Below are 14,062 nucleotides of genomic sequence, written 5' to 3'. Positions count from 1 at the left end.
AAAGGGGAATCAGTTGCAATCCCACCCTTCTGCAAGTATAATGTAGGAAATAAAAAGGGGTGATATCGTGATTGACGGACATATGCATTTGGAAAACGGCCCGCTTACGGTGGAATATGCGATGAAATTTGTGGATGCCGGTGTAAAAGCCGGGATGGACACGATTCAGATTCTGGATCATACCCACCGCTTTCTGGAATTTCAGGAGATGTATGAGCCTTTGAAGCAGGCTTCCAGTTATCAGAAGGAATGGTTTGAAAAAAAGAAGCTGGAGCCGTTGCAGACATATTTTGATTTAATAGAAGAAATGAAAAGGATGGAGCTGCCGCTTACGGTACGCTTTGGCCTGGAGGTATGCTATGCGCCGCAGGATAAAGCGTTTCTGCGCGATTTGCTGGCACAGTATCCTTACGATTTTCTGATTGGCAGCATTCATTCCATAGACGGTCTGCTGTATGATATGAATGGTTTTTCCCGGGAAATATTATGGGATAAATATGATACCAATGCCATTTACAGGCGGTATTATGAAATTATGGAGGATATGATCGAGAGTGATTTATTTACACAAATCGGTCATCCGGATCAGCTAAAGCTATTTCATTATGAGCCGGACTATGATTTGAAGCCGACATATGAAAAGCTGGCGGTGCTGGCGAAACAGCATGATGTATATATGGAAACCAATACCGGCTGTCACTACCGGTATCATCATGAGGATATCGGTACCAACCAAGACTTTCTGAACATTCTTATGGCACATGGCGTAAAGATCATGACTGCCAGTGATGCGCATCAGCCGCAGCATGTTGGCATGCATATTGCGCAAATCAGCAAGCAGCTGGATTTGAAGCAGTAGAAAGGATAACAGAAACGATGGGACTATATTTTGTAAGACACGGACAGACAGATTGGAATGTCAGGGGAAAGCTGCAGGGAAAAAGTGATATCGCATTAAATGAAACCGGAAAAGCGCAGGCGGTGGAAACAAGGGAAAAGCTGAAGCATGTACACATGGATGCAATCTACTGCTCCCCACTGATGCGGGCAAAGGAGACAGCGCAGATTATCAATGAGCTGTGGAAGCTGCCAATTCAATGTGATGAGCGGCTGATGGAGCGAAGCTTTGGCAGTATGGAAGGTGCACTTCGAAGGGATGTTCCCTTTGATGACCTGTGGGCATTTTCCTCAGCCTCCATGTTTGCAGGCGGAGAGGATACCGCACATTTCTATGAACGCGTGGAAGGCTTTCTGAAGGAAGTGCTGCCCTATGCAGAGCAACAGGAAATTCTGATTGTAGCACATGGCGGCGTTAGCATTCCATATCAGTGCTTTTTTGAAGGGTATGCGTGTGTGGATAATCTGAGTGATCTCATCATCGCAAACTGTGAGGTGAAGCATTATGCCTCTGATCGGATACAGGAGCTTGTTAAGGGATGAAAATCCCTTTTTTTTGCGTTAGCGAATAGGAAGCTACAGCGCAGGGTTCAGATTATGGTAGTACAGGGTCTTACAAGGTGCAGCTTCCTTAATTGGATTCAAAACTATAAGGTGTCTGCGTAATGAACGATAGTAAAGGATAACGATCATTTATAAAAGCTGAAAAAGTATATATATTCTGTTTGAAAATATTCATAGTCTGGACGTTTTGAAAATGTAATTTTATTGTTTATATATAGGCTAAAAGCTATGGTAAGCATTGACATAACCATGGAAAAGAATTACAATTAAATGGTGGGTAACGATTTCTTGTGAAATAATGCACGAATAAGAAAACGGTACATATCCGCTCTTGCAACTGTTGTTTGATAGAGGAGATGACATTGCAGAAACAGCTACAGCTTTCCTGTGAGGGAAGGTGGCATAAAAGTAAATCTATCATGGATTATGAGAAAGGAGAAATGACATGATTTATTCAAAAGAAGTTGAAAACATGTGCACTGTAAAGTGTGGTGCGAGCCATGGGTGTGCACCTATTCCTGAAGAAGGAAAATGGGTTTATTCAAGAGAAATCAAAGACATCTCTGGTTTGACACACGGTATTGGCTGGTGTGCTCCTCAGCAGGGTGCCTGCAAACTGACATTAAACGTAAAAGAAGGTATTATTGAGGAGGCTCTGATTGAAACAATCGGATGCTCCGGTATGACACACTCCGCTGCTATGGCAAGTGAAGCAATCGTAGGAAAGACACTGCTGGAAGCAGTGAATACTGACCTTGTTTGTGACGCTATCAACACAGCTATGCGCGAACTGTTCTTACAGATCGTCTATGGACGTACACAGTCTGCATTCTCTGAAAACGGACTTCCTGTAGGAGCTGGTCTGGAGGACTTAGGTAAGGGAACACGTTCTCAGGTTGGTACTGTTTACTCTACAAAGGTAAAAGGCCCTCGTTACCTGGATCTTGCAGAAGGATATATTCTGAAAATGGGTCTTGACGAAAATGGAGAAATCATCGGTTACGAATATGTGAACATGGGTGTCTTCATGGATGCTGTCAAGAAGGGTGTAAACGCTGAAGAAGCTTTAAACAACGCTAAGAAAACATACGGTCGTTACGCAGATGCTGTTAAGTACATCGACCCGCGACACGAATAGGAGGAAAAATCATGGCATTATTTGAAAGTTACGAAAGACGTATTGATACGATCAATAAAGTTTTAAACTCATATGGTATTTCTTCTATCGAAGAAGCAAAAAAACTGTGTGACGATTTAGGTGTAGATGTATACAACATCGTTAAGGAAATCCAGCCAATCTGTTTCGAGAACGCTTGCTGGGCTTATATCGCTGGTGCTGCAATCGCTATTAAGAAGGGCGATAAGAGCGCATATGAAGTAGCGAAATCACTGGGTGAAGGTCTGCAGAGCTTCTGTATTCCTGGATCCGTTGCTGATGACCGTAAGGTTGGTATCGGACATGGTAACCTGGCTGCTATGCTACTGAGCGATGAAACAAAGTGCTTTGCATTCCTTGCAGGACACGAAAGCTTTGCTGCTGCTGAGGGTGCTATCGGTATTGCCCGTAATGCAAACAAGGCTCGTAAAGAACCGCTGCGTGTTATCCTGAACGGTCTGGGAAAGGATGCTGCAAAGATTATCTCCCGTATTAACGGATTTACTTATGTGGAAACTCAGTTTGATTATTTCACAGGAGAACTTAAGGAACTGTCCAGAACGGCTTATTCTCAGGGAGAAAGAGCTGCTGTTAACTGCTATGGTGTGGATGATGTTCGTGAAGGTGTTGCAGTAATGCATCATGAGGGAGTAGATGTTTCCATCACCGGTAACTCTACAAACCCAACACGTTTCCAGCACCCGGTTGCAGGTACATACAAGAAAGAATGTATCGAACAGGGCAAGAAATACTTCTCTGTAGCAAGTGGTGGTGGTACCGGACGTACGCTGCATCCAGATAACATGGCTGCTGGTCCTGCTTCTTATGGTATGACTGACACAATGGGACGTATGCACTCTGATGCACAGTTTGCCGGATCTTCTTCTGTTCCTGCTCACGTAGAAATGATGGGTCTGATCGGTATGGGTAATAACCCAATGGTTGGTGCCAGCGTAGCTGTAGCTGTAGCTGTTTCTGAAGCAATGAACAAATAAATAAACGTTAAAACACGATAAATAAAGGCTTTTCGAGTGTAGTTAGATGTGGGAGAAAACAGATAAGTGTAGGTTGTTCCTACATTATTCCTATACTCATATTCCTACACTGCCTTCAATAAGTAAAAGGAAGATTTAAACTGTCATTTCATTTGCGATAGTCTAAGTCCTCCTTTTTTATGTTTATCCAACATTCTATTTTGTTCAAGGGAAGTCCTCTAAAGGTAATTTTTCAATATGAAACCAGATTTCCATGGTTTTTTTTTCTTATATCGAATTATAACGTCATTATATTTCAATCATGTATGCTGCAGAAGTGAATTATTTGAATCTGATCATCCGAAATATAAAGAATGAGCTTCTTGTTTACAGAACCATAATCCGTCATACATGATTAATTCCTTACAGGTAAGCTACCATATCTTACAACAGTAAGCAAATAGATATTTCAAAATTATCTAATACCTGGCTATGATTTAATAAAAATGGAGAAATTTTAAAATATTTTAGGAATTACAACATTTCTTTTCGTATATAAGAGTGTAAGGAATAACCTTGCAGAAACGAGGAAATGTCAAATGACAAGAAAACAACCAGAAGATGTATTGAATTACCGCAACGATTTGTTCTTCAAGTACACCCTCTCTCGTGAGGATGAAGGCTCCATCTTTGCACGCAACACCATTATCGAACGTGTGACCGGGATACGGGTTAAGGAAAGTACGGTTATGAATCCTAACCTGGATCCCAAGACCATCGGAAAGAAAAAGATTATTTTGGATGTCCACGTAAAGGATGAAAATAATCAGCTGTTTTATATCGAAATGCAGACTACGTTTTCTGAAACAGAGTTGAAGCGTTTTGAATTTTATGGGGCAAGAGCGCTGAATGATCAGTTAAACAGCGGGGAGAAATATGAGCTGTTGAAGCCTGTACATCAGATAATTTTCATTGATGAATATCCATGGAATAATCAAAATCTGATGAATCATTACCAAATGCGTACCGAAAAGGGAGAGGTGGAGAATAAAAAGGCACTGATAAAACGCAGCTACATACATCTGCCGGTAATCAATGAGCTGGTAAGAAAGCAGGGAATTTTGAAATTGAATGACTTTGAGCAGTTATGCTTCCTATTTGAAAATAATGAAAATGATGCTATACTAAAAACGAAGGAAAGGCTGGTGAAAGTGTTTATGGAAAAGTACAAGGAAATGCAGAAAAATGAAAAGCTATGGTCAACGGCGATGGCAATTCAGATGGGAGAAGCACGTTATCGCAATGGTCTGAATGACAGCTATAAAGAGGGCCTTGAAAAAGGGCTTGAGCAAGGACTTGAGCAAGGAGAACGGTTGCTTCTGAAACGTCAGATTGAGAAAAAATATCATGAGGATGCCACAGAATGGTTAAAGACGCTTACATCAGAACAGCTCATTTCGATATCAGAACAGCTGTTTACCTGCGATACACTCAGTGATTTAAAACAGAAAATAACAGAAATGGATGAATAATTAGATTTAAACATTTTTTAAGAGCTGCTTTATAGGAAATCCCTATCTATAAGGCAGTTTCTTATTATCAATGGATAAATCGCTTTTAAACCTTATCATATCCCATATCATATATACATTCTGAAATCATCGTCGTATTTTATTATTGACATAGGCTCATAAAGAGTGATAAGTTGTAGACAGGAGCGCTATGCTCATAAAAATATATGATTCAAAACATTACATTTTTATGATATAGCATCAGATGACAGCGGCTTACAGCTATAAGACAGCCGTATTGATTTTGTGACTAGGAGGAGTGAATATGAGCTTTGCGGAGGGGGAACTGGCATCCATTTTTCAATTCGTCGTATTTTTACCACTTTTGTTTAAAATACCTGTTTATGCTTCGGCGTTTTCAAGAAGCAAGCGCAATGCGTCCATTATGCTCCACCAGATTTTTCTAGTTAGCGTGAATGCTGCATTTTTATGCAGTCTGTATGCTACCTCCACTATTCCTGTCAGCCTTATAACAATAGGGATATCTGTTATGATTATTCCGGCACCCGTGCTTGTAATCTCTATGATGAAATCTTACCGTATTGGAAAACCCGTTGAACGCTATCTGATATATTTCGGTATTCTGCAGCTTCTCATATGGCTGGCCTTTATGCTGTTGCCAATATTCACCATATATTCCGGTTAATTTACGGGGTTGCAGGACTTTTATACGGGTATACTGAACCATATAATCATGGCTTCAGTCTGTAAAAGTAAAAATTTATCAAAAAGATTCGTGTTTCTTTGCTTTTACTGGTAAGAAATGGTATATTATTATTGGAAATTCGACAATGCATGATATGAAAGAAGGTTAAACATGGCAAGAAAAATTGGAATTGACTTGGGAACGACAAATTTATTGATTTGTGTAGATAACAAAGGAATCCTGGTGGATGAACCTTCCATCATTACAGTAGATGCCTCAACAAAAAAATGTATCGCAGCAGGTCTTGATGCAAGAGATATGCTGGGACGAACTCCAAAAAATATGATCTGTATCCGTCCTTTGAAGGATGGGGTCGTTGCGGATTTTGAAGCAACCGATATGATGCTGAATTATTTTTTGAAGAAATGCGACCTGAAAGGGATGTTTAAGAAAAATGTAATTTTAATCTGCCATCCAACAAAGATTACATCTGTAGAGAAAAATGCAATTCGTGACTGTGCTTACCGTGCAGGTGCCAAAAAGGTGTATCTGGAGGAGGAACCAAAGGTTGCTGCGCTTGGTGCCGGTTTGGATATTGGGAAAGCGAGTGGAAACATGGTATTGGATATTGGTGGAGGTACCAGTGATATCGCTGTACTTTCCCTTGGGGATATCGTCTGTTCGACTTCGATTAAAACAGCAGGTAATAAAATTACACAGGATATTCTGGAAAATGTACGTATACAGAAGAAAATGTATATCGGTGAACAGACAGCGGATGAAATTAAGCGGAGAATCGCCAATGCACTCGTTGTAAAGGAACCGGAAACAATCACGATTTCCGGACGTGATGTGGAAACAGGACTTCCGCATTCCATTGAAATAAACAGTAATGAAGTGGAAAGCTACATAAGAAGCAGTTTGCAGGAAATCGTACACGCTACAAAAACGATTTTGGAGGTTACTCCGCCAGAGCTGGCTGCGGATATTGTTCAGCATGGTCTGGTACTGACAGGTGGCGGTGCCTTATTGAAAAATCTGGATCAGCTTATGCGCAATGAGCTTCAGATTCCTGTTTATGTTGCGGAAAATGCATTGAAATGTGTTGTTGACGGCTGTACGATCATGCTTCAGAATTTATAACATTGATATAACGGGAATCGCATACCTTGCGGTTCTCTTTTTCGTATGGAGAGGTAGACAGACGATATATTGTTTGTATATGGATGAGACAGTTTAACGGTGCTGTATATTTCCATGGAGAGGTTTAAAAAGAAGGCAAGAATGTGTATAATGAAGATAAAGGAAGTGATACGATGTTAAAGAAAGCATATATTGTTCCGCATCCTCCAATCATTCTGCCGGAAGTTGGAAAGGGACAGGAACGCAGTATTCAGAATACGGTGAATGCCTATCGTATGATTGCGCATGATATAGCAGCGACAAAGCCGCAGACCATTATTATATTTTCACCGCATGCACCATGTTATCGGGATTATATACAGATTTCTCAGGGTGCACAGGCCTATGGGAATTTTGAAGCCTTCGGTGTAGAGGATTCTGACATGAAGGTTTTGTATGATGAGGATTTTGTGGATATGCTGTGCAATGCCGCCGCTGCACAGGGATTGCCTGCCGGTACACTGGGAGAACAGAATCAGACCCTGGATCATGGTACGATGGTACCGCTGCATTTTATTCTTCAGGAGTATACGGATTTTCGATTGGTACGCATTTCTGTCAGTGGACTGGATCGCAATACGCAGGTGCTGTTTGGTGATTGTTTACGCAGAGTAATTGATGAATCACAGCGTAATGTGGCTGTCATTGCGAGTGGTGATCTGTCGCATAAACTGAAGGAGGATGGGCCGTATGGCTTACATCCTTTGGGAGCGGTGTTTGATGAACAGATTGTAAGCATCATAAAGGATAACGATTATGCCCGGCTGCTCGATATGGACGAGGAGATTGTTGAAGAAAGTGCAAATTGCGGCTATCCTGCATTTCTAATGCTGTACGGTGTATTGCAGGCATATCCGATTGATTCCCAGTTCCTATCCTATGAGGGCCCTTTTGGAGTCGGCTATGCGACGGCCATTATCAGTGTGATGAAAAAGGATCCATATGTAGCGCTTGCCAGAGAATCTCTGGAGGTATACATCCGTTCACAAACCGTGCTGCCAGTACGCAGCACCCTGCCAAAAGAATTGCTTCAACGGCGGGGAGGCGTCTTTGTATCTCTGAAAAAATTCGGGGAGCTTCGTGGCTGTATCGGAACGATTGCACCGGTTCAGGAGAATCTGGCACAGGAGATAATTTCCAATGCTATATCTGCTGGTACAAGAGATCCCCGCTTTATGCCGGTGGAAGAAAAGGAGCTGCAATATCTGGAGTATAGTGTGGATGTGCTGAAGGAAGCTGAACAGATTGAAAGTCTGGAGGAACTGGATGTAAAGCGTTATGGTGTTATCGTCAGTGATGAACATCGCCGTGGCTTACTGCTTCCTGATCTGGAGGGTGTGAACACGCCGTTGCAGCAGATACGTATTGCTTTAAACAAGGCTGGAATGGATCCGGATGAACCGTTTATGCTGGAGCGGTTTGAAGTCGTACGGCATCATGAAGACCGTATGTGATCTGTGTCCGCATGCCTGTCAGCTGCAGGAGGGACAAACGGGATTCTGCGGTGTCAGAACGCTGAAAGAAGGAAAGCCTGTATCCACCACCTATGGAAAAATATCCTCGATGGCACTGGATCCGGTTGAAAAAAAGCCGCTTCGTCACTTTTATCCTGGAGCACAGATTTTGTCCATTGGCAGTATGGGCTGCAATATGCGTTGTCCCTTCTGCCAGAATCATGAGATATCCATGCATTCAGATGCTCCTTTTGTGAAGCTCATGCAGCCGCAGGAAATTGTCGATCTTGCACTCCAACTAAAACCGCAGGGAAATATCGGTATTGCCTATACGTATAATGAGCCGCTGATCAATTTTGAATTAGTCCTTGATACCTGCAGACTTGCACATCGGTATGGACTGAAAAATGTGATTGTCACCAACGGCTGTATCAAGGAAGCAAAGCTGCTCGAGCTTCTTCCATATGTTGATGCCATGAATATTGATATCAAGGCATTTCGTGAAGACGGATACAGAAGGCTGCAGGGCGATTTTAAAACAGTTCTGCGCTTTGTGGAGCTTGCCAGTCAAAGGATTCATGTGGAAATTACTTCCCTCATGGTGCCGGGGATTCATGATGATTTGAAGTTGATAGAGCAGGAGGCTGTATGGCTTGCTTCACTGAATCCGGAAATACCGCTGCATTTGACACGGTTTTTCCCGCGCTATCATATGCAGCAGGAAGCTGCCACGGACAAAGAGCTGCTCTTTCGTGCCGTAAAAGTGGCATCCAAATGGCTGAAGCATGTCTATGCTGGAAACATCTGACAGGAAACAATACAGAAAAATCGCATATACTACTATGGAACAAGGGTGTTCTTCTGTAACGGGGAGAACCCCTTTTTTAAGGAGGATATAATATGTGTGGTATTGCAGGTATTGTAGATGGAGAGAATCGTCTTACGTATAGAAATCTGCAGGCGGTAGAGGCGATGATGCAAACGATGAAGCGCAGAGGTCCGGATCAGCAGCATACGTATACTGATGTATCGGTAACACTGCTTCATGCGAGATTGAGCGTTATGGATATAGAGCATGGGATACAGCCAATGCAGCTAAAAGGAAATCCACGCTACATCATGGTCTATAATGGAGAGCTGTATAATACAGAGGAGTTACGCAGAGAACTGAAGGAAAGGGGATACAGCTTTCAGGAAACAAGTGATACAGAGGTATTGCTGCAGGCGTTTATTGAATGGAAGGAGAACGTGGTTGAAAAGCTGAATGGTATTTTTGCATTTGCCGTATGGGATAACAAAGAGCGCCGCTTGTTTATGGCACGGGATCGCATGGGCGTAAAGCCGTTATTTTACACGCTGCAGGATGGAGCGATGATCTTTGCTTCAGAAATCAAAACGCTGCTGGCACATCCATGCATCGACCCTGTTTTACATGCGGATGGCATAGCGGAAATTATGCTCATAGGGCCTGGAAGAACTCCAGGATATGGTGTATTTCATAATATACGTGAGGTAAAGCCAGGACAATATGCATGGTATGATCATCAGGGAATGCGATTGACTACCTATTATCATTTACAGGATATAGCACATACGGATGATTTTGAAACAACGGTACAAACCGTCCATGACCTCGTACTGGATGCTATACGGCGGCAGCTGGTTGCCGATGTAGATGTCGCAACCTTTTTATCAGGCGGCCTGGATTCCAGTATTATATCTGCAGTGGCAGCGCGGGAATTTAAAAAGCAGGGAAAAACGCTGCATACCTTTTCGGTAAATTATGAGGATAATGAGAAATACTTTCACGCTACAAAATTTCAACCCAATTCCGATCAGCATTATATAGCAGTCATGCAGGATTTTCTGCAGAGTGAGCATCATAACATCGTGTTAAAGACCGAGGATCTGGTAGATGCTCTGTATACGGCAGTGGATGCCAGAGATTTACCCGGTATGGCGGATGTGGACAGCTCCTTACTGCTGTTCTGTAAGGAAATACGCAAGTATTGTACAGTTGCTTTATCGGGAGAATGTGCAGATGAAATATTCGGGGGATATCCGTGGTTCGATGTTCAAATGTGACCCTCTAAAATCCTATACATACGATTTTGAATAATATTTGTTTGACAATATCTACATTGCTTTAAAATAAAGGTTCTATTGAGAAAAAGTAAATAAAAATAGTTAATGTTGTTCTTTGTCTTGGGTTGTCTATATGGCAACCCTTTTCTTATACAAGGAGGAAAAAATGCAAAAAATAGTAAAACCACCACGAGTTGAGCTAGATGATATAAAAGATAGTCTAATAAAGCTTATCGTGAACAATGAATATTATGAAAAAGAATACGGATATGATTTTCTCAAAACACATAATCTTACGCTAGAAGATTTGAACACTCTTTCTATAGATGAGTTATTCATGTGGGACTACATTAAAACTTGTGAAATCCAAAATCTAATCTGGAGCAATACTTCACAAAGAAATATAGCAAGACTTATCCCAAACGAGGTAAGGACAGCTATGAAAGTACTTGAGGATCTCAATATCATTTATGCAAAATCTGAATCCTGTCTTAATACTCACATGAATTACAGTGACAGCATAAAAAAATCGAGTAATCCATATTTTGATACAATCACAAACCATTTGAAATCATTATCATTTGAGGAACTATTACAACTGATTCGTGTTGTTAATAATGAGGCTATTCAAGGTACTGAAACACCTCAAGGTTTGAATTACTTATCATATGGTGCAGTTAGACAATTAAGAAATTTAGCAAATCAGCAGAATATGGACTTGGATATTACTGAGCAAGAATTTGATGAAAATGAGGATGAAGAAGAATTATAGATTCACTTTGAGAGGAGATGAGAAAGGAGCTAAAAAAATGAAAACTATTGCAATTTATCAAAGAAAAGGCGGTGTCGGAAAAACGGTAACTGCTGTTAATTTGAGCCAAGGATTAAATTTACTTGGCATGAGAGTATTACTTATTGACTATAACGAGCAAGCAGACTGCACTCGTTATTTTATTGATGATAAGGATGTGATTATCGGCATGGATAATCTAATAACCATTGATACAAAATCTGAACTTGATCGTTATTGTAATGAATGTCTTATACATACAAAATGTGGTATTGATCTGATTGGTACTCATGAAAATAAGCTTAAAGAAGCATTTATACGTATCCAGTTAGGTAAAATGGAGCAAACAAAGCGTTTATCTAAGGTTCTCAAAAGATTTAAAAATGATTATGACATCTGTATTATTGATTGTCATAACAGTGAGGATTTAATGTTCCTTAACATCTGTTTATCAGCCGATATGATACTAGCACCTAGCAAAACAGATGACGGTAGCATAACAGGGTTATATTCTTTGCGCCAATATATAGACGATATTGCTTTAGAGGATAATTATGATCGCAGAATTGATTTAAAAATCCTGTTTACAATGGTCAATCGTAATAATGACGATAAAGAAAAAATTGCTGATATCGAGAGTGATCCCCTGTTTCAAGGTATGGTCTTATCAACAAAGATTCGATATCAAGCAAAACCTATAACTAAACTGTCATTGAAACATGATTTAGTTGTTGATTATAGTAAACAATACAATGTTGGTCATGATTACAAAAGACTTGCCACAGAAATCTTGGATATCCTAACTAGAGAATAATATGGGCTTTGTTCTTAATGAAGCATCCAAGGGCATGATTATAAAGGATATTGAAATTGATAAGATCAAAAAAAATCCTTTAAATGATAACCCAATTATAGATATAGATACGCTTGTATTAGACATTCAAGTTTCAGGCTTATTAGTACCATTATCAGTTTACAAGAATGATGATGGTACTTTTACTTTGATAAGTGGTGAACGAAGATACACCGCCATATCAAAAATCTTTGCTAAAGATGAAACCTATCTATTTAATGATAGAGAGTATGAAGATGCAGTCCCCTGTTATATTTTAACGAAATCAGATAATGCCTTGATGGAATACGAACAAATCAATAGAGCAAATGATACAAGAGATATGAATGAAAATGAAATGATTGAATTCACTAGACTTGTATTAAAAAGATATGAGTATTTCAAAGCAAATGGTTTACGACCTAAAGGTGAAAAAAGAGAATGGGTTGGAAGAATGATACACAAGAAAGGTAGAACTGCATCCAACTGGATCGCTAAAGCTGAGGGTCAAGAGCCTAAAGAAAAAAAGGAAAGAGAACCACAAAAGATCAGCTTTGAAACCATGTTATCTAAGACCATTAAGCAAATCGAGAAATTATTGGAGATTGCAGAAAATGAATGTAATGGTGGAGCAACTCAACAAATTGCCCATGTTATAACATTGTTAAAAAACATAGAAAAAGGAGAAAATTAAAATGGAAGATGTAACGATTTTAGCTATCACAAGAGAAAATGATGAGACAAACATTGTTTTAAACAGCGATTTAGTACTTGTATTTGATAGTCTTAAAACTACCTTTGAAATCATGATCGAAGGAGAAATCATAAATCGCAACACACTCATTGAAATTCTATATGCAACAATCAATGAAATTCGTATTTCTACGCCAATTAAAAATTAGTTATGTTAGCAGAAATCAATAACAAAAAGACAATAAAAAACATAAAGGAACGTTTGAACATTTATGCTATTATCATGCAATCAGGCAGATATAGTATTGATATGCGTAATCCATTATGGTGTAATCGTCTTATTGTAAATGATGAAAATGCAAGTGCTGGAGAAATAGAGTATGTTACAACTATTACATGTGCTTTAGATAAAATACCAGCAATCCAAGCTGAAATAATCTATAGTATATATGTGATGAAGTACACTATAGAGGAAACCAAAGAATACGTGTCTAATACAAATGTACATAGATTGTTACGTAAAGCACATATCAATTTAGCTTTATTATTAGGAGAGGCGGTGTTTTATGAGATACAATAAAATTGATCGTGACTTAACTATCTTAAAAATAAATTTGATATTAGAACGATTCAGAAACTTAATTCTGTCACAGGACTATCTAGTGCAAAATAAGTTTAGATCAAATACAGGTATAATAAAATTGCCTGATAACAATAATAGTGATTATGAAAAACAAGTCATAAATAAAATAGTAGCAAGTGATCAGGAAATAAAGTTAATTAAAGATACTTTAAATGCAATTAGCAAACTTCCCTATAAGCAAAGATATATCATAACTGAAATCTATATTAAAAATCATGATATCAGTGATTTAAAAAAACAAATTCATGGATTTACAAAGAGCTATAAAGAAGCTTTATTCTGTTTAGCTGTGAATTTGGATATCGTCGAGTATATAGATTGATAAAATTTTGAATGATATTTTGAATGATATTTATGACAACGTTTTACTTCTAAGTTACTAATGAATGATAAAATAGGGTTAATATTGACCTGTAATAATCAATATTTCATCATATTTTGATTGATGTTTGAAAATGAAACTGTCAGTTTCATTCCCCATCGAATGATAGTAATATATTAGTATGGAAGTAAAGGGCATATCTCATTTGAGCAATGCCCTTTTTACATTCCAAGGAGGTGAAACTTTGATTCAT

The 14,062-nt window shown here is 39.4% G+C and carries 15 protein-coding genes and 1 pseudogene; all 16 read left to right on the top strand.

The window, feature by feature from the left end; genetic code table 11:
- Positions 1-82: 82 nt before the first annotated feature.
- The 16 genes and pseudogenes from GKZ87_16135 to GKZ87_16060 all read left to right on the top strand — a co-directional run bounded on the left by GKZ87_16135 (position 83) and on the right by GKZ87_16060 (position 13,809).
- Entirely contained in the window at positions 83-859 is a 777-nt protein-coding gene (locus GKZ87_16135; protein QSI27994.1) for a histidinol-phosphatase HisJ family protein, read from the top strand.
- 17 nt (positions 860-876) lie between these two features.
- Positions 877-1,440 (top strand): histidine phosphatase family protein, encoded by a 564-nt coding sequence (locus GKZ87_16130; GenBank protein QSI26904.1) that lies wholly within the window; start codon positions 877-879, stop codon positions 1,438-1,440.
- 466 nt (positions 1,441-1,906) lie between these two features.
- Entirely contained in the window at positions 1,907-2,599 is a 693-nt protein-coding gene (locus GKZ87_16125) for a hypothetical protein (protein ID QSI26903.1), read from the top strand.
- 11 nt (positions 2,600-2,610) lie between these two features.
- Positions 2,611-3,612: a GGGtGRT protein gene (locus GKZ87_16120; GenBank protein ID QSI26902.1), complete on the top strand. Its 1,002-nt coding sequence runs from the start codon at positions 2,611-2,613 to the stop codon at positions 3,610-3,612.
- Between the two features lie 578 nt (positions 3,613-4,190).
- On the top strand, positions 4,191-5,123 hold the full coding sequence (locus GKZ87_16115) for an Rpn family recombination-promoting nuclease/putative transposase (GenBank protein QSI26901.1): 933 nt from the start codon (positions 4,191-4,193) through the stop codon (positions 5,121-5,123).
- Positions 5,124-5,427: 304 nt separating this feature from the next.
- Positions 5,428-5,808 (top strand): hypothetical protein, encoded by a 381-nt coding sequence (locus tag GKZ87_16110; GenBank protein QSI26900.1) that lies wholly within the window; start codon positions 5,428-5,430, stop codon positions 5,806-5,808.
- Between the two features lie 171 nt (positions 5,809-5,979).
- Entirely contained in the window at positions 5,980-6,951 is a 972-nt protein-coding gene (locus GKZ87_16105) for an MreB/Mrl family cell shape determining protein (GenBank protein ID QSI26899.1), read from the top strand.
- 173 nt (positions 6,952-7,124) lie between these two features.
- Positions 7,125-8,444: an AmmeMemoRadiSam system protein A gene (gene amrA / locus GKZ87_16100; GenBank protein ID QSI26898.1), complete on the top strand. Its 1,320-nt coding sequence runs from the start codon at positions 7,125-7,127 to the stop codon at positions 8,442-8,444.
- Positions 8,428-9,252, top strand: a complete 825-nt coding sequence (amrS, locus tag GKZ87_16095; protein ID QSI27993.1) for an AmmeMemoRadiSam system radical SAM enzyme — start codon at positions 8,428-8,430, stop codon at positions 9,250-9,252. Before amrA ends, amrS begins: the two co-directional genes overlap by 17 nt.
- 92 nt (positions 9,253-9,344) lie before the next feature.
- A pseudogene (gene asnB / locus GKZ87_16090) lies at positions 9,345-10,514 on the top strand (asparagine synthase (glutamine-hydrolyzing)).
- A 181-nt stretch (positions 10,515-10,695) separates the two neighbouring features.
- On the top strand, positions 10,696-11,301 hold the full coding sequence (locus tag GKZ87_16085; GenBank protein ID QSI26897.1) for a hypothetical protein: 606 nt from the start codon (positions 10,696-10,698) through the stop codon (positions 11,299-11,301).
- Positions 11,273-12,133: an AAA family ATPase gene (locus tag GKZ87_16080; GenBank protein QSI26896.1), complete on the top strand. Its 861-nt coding sequence runs from the start codon at positions 11,273-11,275 to the stop codon at positions 12,131-12,133. The genes GKZ87_16085 and GKZ87_16080 overlap by 29 nt, the downstream gene beginning before the upstream one ends.
- A 1-nt stretch (position 12,134) precedes the next feature.
- The gene (locus GKZ87_16075) at positions 12,135-12,845 is read left to right on the top strand and encodes a hypothetical protein (protein QSI26895.1); all 711 of its coding nucleotides are present in this window, start codon (positions 12,135-12,137) and stop codon (positions 12,843-12,845) included.
- 1 nt (position 12,846) lies between these two features.
- Positions 12,847-13,053: a hypothetical protein gene (locus GKZ87_16070; GenBank protein ID QSI26894.1), complete on the top strand. Its 207-nt coding sequence runs from the start codon at positions 12,847-12,849 to the stop codon at positions 13,051-13,053.
- A gap of 2 nt (positions 13,054-13,055) precedes the next feature.
- Positions 13,056-13,424, top strand: a complete 369-nt coding sequence (locus tag GKZ87_16065) for a hypothetical protein (protein ID QSI26893.1) — start codon at positions 13,056-13,058, stop codon at positions 13,422-13,424.
- Positions 13,411-13,809 carry a hypothetical protein gene (locus tag GKZ87_16060; protein ID QSI26892.1) on the top strand — a complete coding sequence of 133 codons (399 nt, stop codon included), beginning with the start codon at positions 13,411-13,413 and terminating at the stop codon, positions 13,807-13,809. Before GKZ87_16065 ends, GKZ87_16060 begins: the two co-directional genes overlap by 14 nt.
- The last annotated feature ends 253 nt before the right edge of the window (positions 13,810-14,062 follow it).

Source organism: Erysipelotrichaceae bacterium 66202529 (genome assembly GCA_017161075.1).
GTDB lineage: Bacteria > Bacillota_I > Bacilli_A > Erysipelotrichales > Erysipelotrichaceae > Clostridium_AQ.
This window is presented reverse-complemented; position numbering and strand designations above follow the sequence as displayed.

Bases quoted from the DNA above. Each gene is read 5' to 3' on its own strand.
- GKZ87_16075 (QSI26895.1), top strand. From the start codon at position 12,135: ATGGGCTTTGTTCTTAATGAAGCATCCAAGGGCATGATTATAAAGGAT.
- GKZ87_16070 (QSI26894.1), top strand. From the start codon at position 12,847: ATGGAAGATGTAACGATTTTAGCTATCACAAGAGAAAATGATGAGACA.
- GKZ87_16115 (QSI26901.1), top strand. From the start codon at position 4,191: ATGACAAGAAAACAACCAGAAGATGTATTGAATTACCGCAACGATTTG.
- GKZ87_16060 (QSI26892.1), top strand. From the start codon at position 13,411: ATGAGATACAATAAAATTGATCGTGACTTAACTATCTTAAAAATAAAT.
- GKZ87_16110 (QSI26900.1), top strand. From the start codon at position 5,428: ATGAGCTTTGCGGAGGGGGAACTGGCATCCATTTTTCAATTCGTCGTA.
- GKZ87_16120 (QSI26902.1), top strand. From the start codon at position 2,611: ATGGCATTATTTGAAAGTTACGAAAGACGTATTGATACGATCAATAAA.
- GKZ87_16125 (QSI26903.1), top strand. From the start codon at position 1,907: ATGATTTATTCAAAAGAAGTTGAAAACATGTGCACTGTAAAGTGTGGT.
- GKZ87_16130 (QSI26904.1), top strand. From the start codon at position 877: ATGGGACTATATTTTGTAAGACACGGACAGACAGATTGGAATGTCAGG.
- amrA (QSI26898.1), top strand. From the start codon at position 7,125: ATGTTAAAGAAAGCATATATTGTTCCGCATCCTCCAATCATTCTGCCG.
- GKZ87_16105 (QSI26899.1), top strand. From the start codon at position 5,980: ATGGCAAGAAAAATTGGAATTGACTTGGGAACGACAAATTTATTGATT.
- GKZ87_16065 (QSI26893.1), top strand. From the start codon at position 13,056: ATGTTAGCAGAAATCAATAACAAAAAGACAATAAAAAACATAAAGGAA.
- GKZ87_16080 (QSI26896.1), top strand. From the start codon at position 11,273: ATGAAAATGAGGATGAAGAAGAATTATAGATTCACTTTGAGAGGAGAT.
- GKZ87_16085 (QSI26897.1), top strand. From the start codon at position 10,696: ATGCAAAAAATAGTAAAACCACCACGAGTTGAGCTAGATGATATAAAA.
- GKZ87_16135 (QSI27994.1), top strand. From the start codon at position 83: ATGCATTTGGAAAACGGCCCGCTTACGGTGGAATATGCGATGAAATTT.
- amrS (QSI27993.1), top strand. From the start codon at position 8,428: ATGAAGACCGTATGTGATCTGTGTCCGCATGCCTGTCAGCTGCAGGAG.